General features: G+C 68.9%; 6 protein-coding genes. 5 read left to right on the top strand and 1 reads right to left on the bottom strand.

Translation table 11 applies throughout. The features are described 5' to 3' along the window. Window positions 1–940, top strand: a 940-nt coding sequence (locus tag Q0L11_RS12625) for an alpha/beta hydrolase (protein WP_296597675.1), incomplete at its 5' end; no start/stop codon positions are given. 45 nt (window positions 941–985) lie between these two features. Here Q0L11_RS12625 and Q0L11_RS12620 read toward each other — a convergent pair. Next, entirely contained in the window at window positions 986–2524 is a 1539-nt protein-coding gene (locus Q0L11_RS12620) for a glycosyltransferase (protein WP_296597674.1), read from the bottom strand. A 317-nt stretch (window positions 2525–2841) separates the two neighbouring features. Here Q0L11_RS12620 and ruvA point away from each other — a divergent pair, with 317 nt between their 5' ends. The 4 genes from ruvA to Q0L11_RS12600 all read left to right on the top strand — a co-directional run. Beyond that, window positions 2842–3456 (top strand): Holliday junction branch migration protein RuvA, encoded by a 615-nt coding sequence (ruvA, locus tag Q0L11_RS12615; RefSeq protein WP_296597673.1) that lies wholly within the window; start codon window positions 2842–2844, stop codon window positions 3454–3456. A 196-nt stretch (window positions 3457–3652) separates the two neighbouring features. Further along, window positions 3653–4681 (top strand): Holliday junction branch migration DNA helicase RuvB, encoded by a 1029-nt coding sequence (gene ruvB / locus Q0L11_RS12610; protein ID WP_296597671.1) that lies wholly within the window; start codon window positions 3653–3655, stop codon window positions 4679–4681. Next, a complete protein-coding gene (locus Q0L11_RS12605) occupies window positions 4678–5151 on the top strand; it encodes a YbgC/FadM family acyl-CoA thioesterase (protein WP_296597669.1) in 474 nt (157 codons plus the stop codon). The genes ruvB and Q0L11_RS12605 overlap by 4 nt, the downstream gene beginning before the upstream one ends. 50 nt (window positions 5152–5201) lie before the next feature. Further along, window positions 5202–5673: MotA/TolQ/ExbB proton channel family protein (locus Q0L11_RS12600; RefSeq protein ID WP_296597668.1), on the top strand; the 472-nt coding region annotated here is incomplete at its 3' end.

Below are 5673 nucleotides of genomic sequence, written 5' to 3'. Positions count from 1 at the left end.
GCCCGCCGGCGCCCCGCCCCTCGCCGCCGGAATTCCCGGGCGGGCGACGGCGGCGTACCGCCCCGAGTTCGTGCCCCACGGCTATCCCGAGACGTCCGTCGACCTGGGCGAGGTCACCATGAACTACGTCGTCGCGGGCTCGCCTTCGAAGCCCGCGCTGCTTCTGATCCCCGGGCAGACCGAGTCCTGGTGGGGCTACGAGGCGGCCATCAAGCTGCTGGAGGCGGACTTCCAGGTCTTCGCCGTCGACCTGCGCGGCCAGGGCCGGAGCACCTGGACCCCGGGGCGCTACACCCTGGACAACATGGGCAACGATCTCGTCCGGTTCATCGCCACGGTCATCAAGCGCCCGGTCGTCACCAGCGGCTGCTCGTCCGGCGGTGTCCTGTCCTGCTGGCTGTCGGCCTACGCCATGCCGGGCCAGCTTCGCGGCGCGATCCTCGAAGACCCGCCCCTGTTCGCCTCCGAGTTGACCCCGGCGTTCGGACAGTCGGTGCGCCAGACCATCGTGGGGCCGATCTTCCAGAACTTCGCCATCCACCTGGGCGACCAGTGGAGCGTCGGCGACTGGGCCGGCCTCGGCCGCGGGATGCCGGGCCCGCCTGCCCCGCCGCAGAACCTCAAGGAGTACGACCCCGAGTGGGGCCGCGCCTTCTACGAGGGTACGGTGGCGGCGAGCTGCCGCCACGACCGGATGCTGGCCAGCGTGAAGGTCCCGGTCCTGCTCACCCACCACGGCCGCCACGTGGACGACAGGACGGGCCGCCTCATCGGCGCCTTGACCGACCTTCAGGCCCAGCGGGCGGGCGAGATCGTCAAGGCCGCCGGCCAGCCGTTCGACTACGTCTCCCTGCCCGACGCGGCCCACGCCATGCACGAGGCCCAGCCGGCCCGCTTCGCCGGCGTCGTGCGCGACTGGGCGAGGAAGCTGCCGGGCTGACGCCGTCGCGAACACGCCACGCAGGTCCGAGGGATAGGGCTTAGCCTACGCAGGAGGCTGGGCGGTCCGCGGCGGCTTGTGCACGATGAGCTCGATCTGGAACTCACTGCAGACGTTCAGGCTGGAGTCGATCAGGCGCGCCAGTTCCTCCTGCGAGACCAGGCCGTTCTGCAGGTGGCTGCGGTAAGGCTCGTCCAGGGTCACTTGGCGTTGGGCGATCTCGAAGTCGACCTTGTTCCGCTCCGCGATGAACTGAGGCTCCATGGTCGCCGATGTGGCCCGGTCGAACGCGCTCATCACGGCCGGGCTCACCACCCGTACGCACGTGGGGTCGTTGATGAAGGCGTTGTTCCAGGGGTGCTTTGCGTAGATGAGCACGCGCGCGCCGGGCTGACACACCCGGTACAGCTCGCGCATGATCGCCTCGAACGTCTTGAAATCCGCGCCCATGTGCTCGAGCGAGCGCTGAAGGAAGACCTCGCTCGCGTAGTTGTCCGGCCATGGCCAGGGCGTCTTCTCCAGATCGACCACCATGTCGACATCGAGATCGCGGCGGATATCGACATTCACGTACGACACGTAGAGCTGGACGCCGCTGCCCAGGTTCAGCTTGGCGCCGGCGAGCCGGGCCTTGCGGCCCGGGATCCACTTCGCGAGCCAGATGTCCAACCAGCGGTACGCCTTCTCGCCCGCACGATAGCGGCGACGCACCTTGGCGTAGTGGGCGCGTTTCTCGGCGGTGAAGCCGTCGGCCTCGACTCCGTTTGCCGCGAGCCTGTCGCAGTAGTGGTAGATCGACTTGGCGAAACTCGGGAAATATCGATACCCGAGCCAGCGATTGAAGGCCTGCATGCTGTCGATGTTCCACATCCAGCCCTTGGTGAGCTTCATCTGCGAGAACATGCCGCCGGCGTGGGCCCGATAGACCGAGCCGATTTCGTTGAAGTACCGGACCTTTCCGTACTGAGCGTGCGCGATGGTTATGAAGATGTCGCAGGAGAGCGAGCTGCGCAGGTAGCGCGGCATGCGGCCACGGAAGACGTTGCGGTACGTCATCGTCGAAGCGTGGAAGAACGAGTTCAGCATGATCAGCTCATGCATCTCGTGATCGGGCTTGTCCGGCGGCGGCTGGAAGATGTGGGGATCCTGCGACCCGTCCTCGTAGATCTTCAGGGCATTGCAGGCGCAGGCCGAATACTCGCGATTGGCCTCCAGGAAGTCGACGTGGGTCTGCAGCCGCTCGGTCGAGGCCCAGTAGTCATCGCCTTCCAGGATGGCGAAGTAGTCGCCATCCATCGTCTTCATGCCTCGATAGAAGTTATGCTGAGCGACCTTGTGGCCCAGATTCTTCTTGTTGATGAATGGCTTGACGATGTCGGGGAAGCGGGCGGCGTAGTCGCGCACGATGTCGCTGGTGCCGTCGGTCGAGCAGTCGTCGACGACATGGATGGCGAAGGGGAAGTCGGTCTTCTGCGCCAGCACACTTTCGATGGCCTCGGCGATGTACTTGACGTGGTTGTAGGTGATGATCATCACCGTCGCCTTCGGGCGGCCGCCCGCCGCGTGGATATTCGCCTGCTGCAACAGGGCCCCCCATCGCTCTCCGCCACGGGCTGAAAGCCCCGCGCGGCGGCGGCTTCGCTTCCGAATCGCCCACTCGGGACGATAGCCCACCGCGCCGGTCCGGACAGCCTCTTGACGGCCCGTCGACCAAAGCGCCCAAGGCGGCGCACGCCCCGACGGCCTGCGCGACCCGCCGTATGGATCGGGGACGCCCAATCCCCACTCCGGACCTGGGCGGACATAGGCGCCGCATCATTTCCCCAGGGGCCCCGCTGGGGTACTCCTGCGGAACACATGCCGAACCTGATTCGTCCTGCAGTCGTTGCGGAGGCGCGCCCATGATCGGACGCCTGCGCGGCGCCGTCGCCGAGATCGGCGAGGAGGAAGCGCTCATCGACGTGATGGGCGTGGGCTATGTCGTGCGCTGCGGTTCGCGCACCCTGTCGCGCCTGCCTGAGATCGGCGGCGAGACCCTGCTCCACGTGGAAAGCCATTGGGGCGAGCAGACCGGCCTGACGCTGTACGGCTTCCTGGCCCGCGAGGACCGCCAGGCGTTCGTCCTGCTGCGCACCATCCAGGGCGTGGGCCCCAAGGCCGCCCTTGCCGTGCTGGACGTGCTGCCGCCGGCCGAGCTGGCGTCGGCCGTGGCGCGCGACGACAAGGCCCTGGTCGCCCGCGCCAACGGCGTCGGGCCGAAGCTGGCCCTGCGCATCGTCACCGAACTGAAGGGCAAGCCCATCGGCGACGGCTCGGTCGCCACCTTCCACGCCCAGGCCACCCCCGCCCAGCCGGCGAAACCCTCCGCCTCGGGCGAGGCGGTCGCCGCCCTCATGGGCCTCGGCGTGGCCGAACCCGCCGCCCGCCGCGTGGTCGAGGCCGCCGCCATCCGCCTCGGCGAAGACGCCGAACCGCCCGCCCTCATCAAGGCCGCCCTCCAGGAACTGGGCCGATGAGGGTTGATTTCCAGTTGCTCCCCCGTTGGGGGAGCTCCGGCGAAGCCGGTGAGGGGGCTTCCTCTCCGGCGGTTGCGGCTGAAGCCCCCTCCACCGCCCACCGGGTCGTTTGCGACCCGGCGCCCCCCTCGCTTAGCGATCCACCCCCAGCGGGGGTGGAATTGCGGTCCCCCTCCCCCTGTGGGGGAGGAACTCCATGACCCGCATCGTCTCCGGCGAACCCCAGGCGTTCGAGAGCACAGACAAGGCGCTGCGGCCGCAGACGCTCGCCGAGTTCGTCGGCCAGCAGCAGGCCAAGGCGAACCTCAGCGTCTTCATCGAGGCGGCCAAGAACCGCGCCGAGGCGCTGGACCACGTGCTGCTGTTCGGGCCGCCGGGGCTCGGCAAGACGACACTGTCGCAGATCGTCGCCCGCGAGCTGGGCGTGAACTTCCGCGCCACCTCCGGCCCCGTCCTCGCCAAGGCCGGCGACCTCGCCGCGATTCTCACGAACCTGGAACCGCGCGACGTCCTCTTCATCGACGAGATTCATCGCCTGCCGGCGAACGTCGAGGAGATCCTCTATCCGGCGATGGAGGACCACGTCCTCGACCTGGTGATCGGCGAAGGGCCCTCGGCGCGCTCGATCCGCATCGACCTCGCGCCCTTCACCCTGGTCGCGGCCACCACCCGCGCCGGCCTCCTGGCCACCCCGCTGCGCGATCGCTTCGGCATCCCGATCCGGCTGGAGTTCTATACGCACGAGGAACTGCAGAAGGTGCTGCTGGGCGCCGCGGCCAAGATGGGGACCGCGTTGTCTCCCGACGGCGCCATGGAGATCGCGGCGCGGGCCCGCGGAACCCCGCGCGTGGCCGGCCGCCTGCTGCGCCGGGTCCGCGACTTCGCCGCCGCCGATGGGGCGGAGGTGATCGACCGCAAGGCCGCCGCCTCGGCCCTGGCCCGCCTGGACGTGGACGAACAGGGCCTCGACGCCCTGGACCGCCGCTACCTCCGCGCCCTGATCGAGAACTATGCCGGCGGCCCCGCCGGGGTTGAGACCCTGGCCTACGCCATCGCCGAGGCCCGCGACGCGGTCGAGGACGTGATCGAGCCCTTCCTCCTGCAGCAAGGCTTCATCCAGCGCACGCCCCGCGGCCGCATGGCCTGCGCCAAGGCCTATGCCCACCTGGGCCTGACCGCACCGAAGGGCGTGGGCCAGCCGTCCACGCCGGACCTGTTCGAATGAGCGCGCCCCCGAGCCCCGGCCCCGGGGATACCGCGCCGTCCACAGGCTGGCTCGAAGGCCGCGAGCACCAGCTTCCGGTCCGCATCTACTACGAGGACACCGACTTCACCGGCGTCGTCTACCACGCCAACTACCTGCGCTATTTCGAGCGCGGACGGAGCGACTTCTTCCGGCTGGTGGGCATCAGCCACACCGCCCTGCTCGAACTGCCGGAACCGACCGCCTTCACGATCATTCGGATCGAGCTGGACTATAAGCGCGCCGCCCGCGTGGACGACGCCCTGCTGGTCCGCACCACCTACGACAGCGTGAAGGGGCCCCGCCTGTTCGTCAGCCAGCGCATCACGAGAGGCGACGAGACCATCGCCGAGGCCCAGGTGCAGGCCGTCTGCATCGACCTGGCCGGCCGCGCCCGCCGTCCGCCCCCCGGAATGGTCGATCTGCTCAGGCCCTACTTCGTGACGCCATAAGATCGCCACCTGAACCCGCCAACCACGACCGGACACGACGAGGAGATACGATGAACCCGGCCGACGCCGTCACGCCCGAGAGTTTCGACCTTCTCTCGATCTTCCTGCGCGCCGACTGGGTCGTGAAGCTGGTGATGATCGGCCTGGCCATCGCCTCGCTATGGTCGTGGACGATCATCCTCGACAAGCTGGTGCGGCTCTCGAAGCTCAACCGCGAGGCCGACAAGTTCGAGGATCAGGTCGCCTCGGGCGCCAGCCTGGAGGATGTCGCCGCCGCCGCCGGTCCCGCTCCGGCCCACCCCCTGCCCCGCATGCTGCAGGGCGCGCTCAAGGAGTGGCGGGAATCGCGCAGCAAGGGCGCCGCCACCGAGGGCCAGATCGCCTTCCTGATCCAGCGCATCGACCGCAGCCTGGACACTATCATCGCCCGCGAAAGCGCCCGCGTCGAAGCCGGCCTCGGCGCCCTCGCCATCGTCGCCACCGCGTCGCCTTTCGTGGGGCTGTTCGGCACGGTCTGGGGTA

Source organism: Phenylobacterium sp., assembly GCF_024508875.1.
Lineage (GTDB): Bacteria > Pseudomonadota > Alphaproteobacteria > Caulobacterales > Caulobacteraceae > Phenylobacterium.
Note: the sequence above shows the minus strand (reverse complement) of the source record. Positions and strands in the feature narration are given on the sequence as shown.

What these genes read in the sequence shown, in the direction of transcription:
- ruvA (WP_296597673.1), top strand. Translation starts at nt 2,842, where the DNA reads ATGATCGGACGCCTGCGCGGCGCCGTCGCCGAGATCGGCGAGGAGGAA.
- ruvB (WP_296597671.1), top strand. Translation starts at nt 3,653, where the DNA reads ATGACCCGCATCGTCTCCGGCGAACCCCAGGCGTTCGAGAGCACAGAC.
- Q0L11_RS12605 (WP_296597669.1), top strand. Translation starts at nt 4,678, where the DNA reads ATGAGCGCGCCCCCGAGCCCCGGCCCCGGGGATACCGCGCCGTCCACA.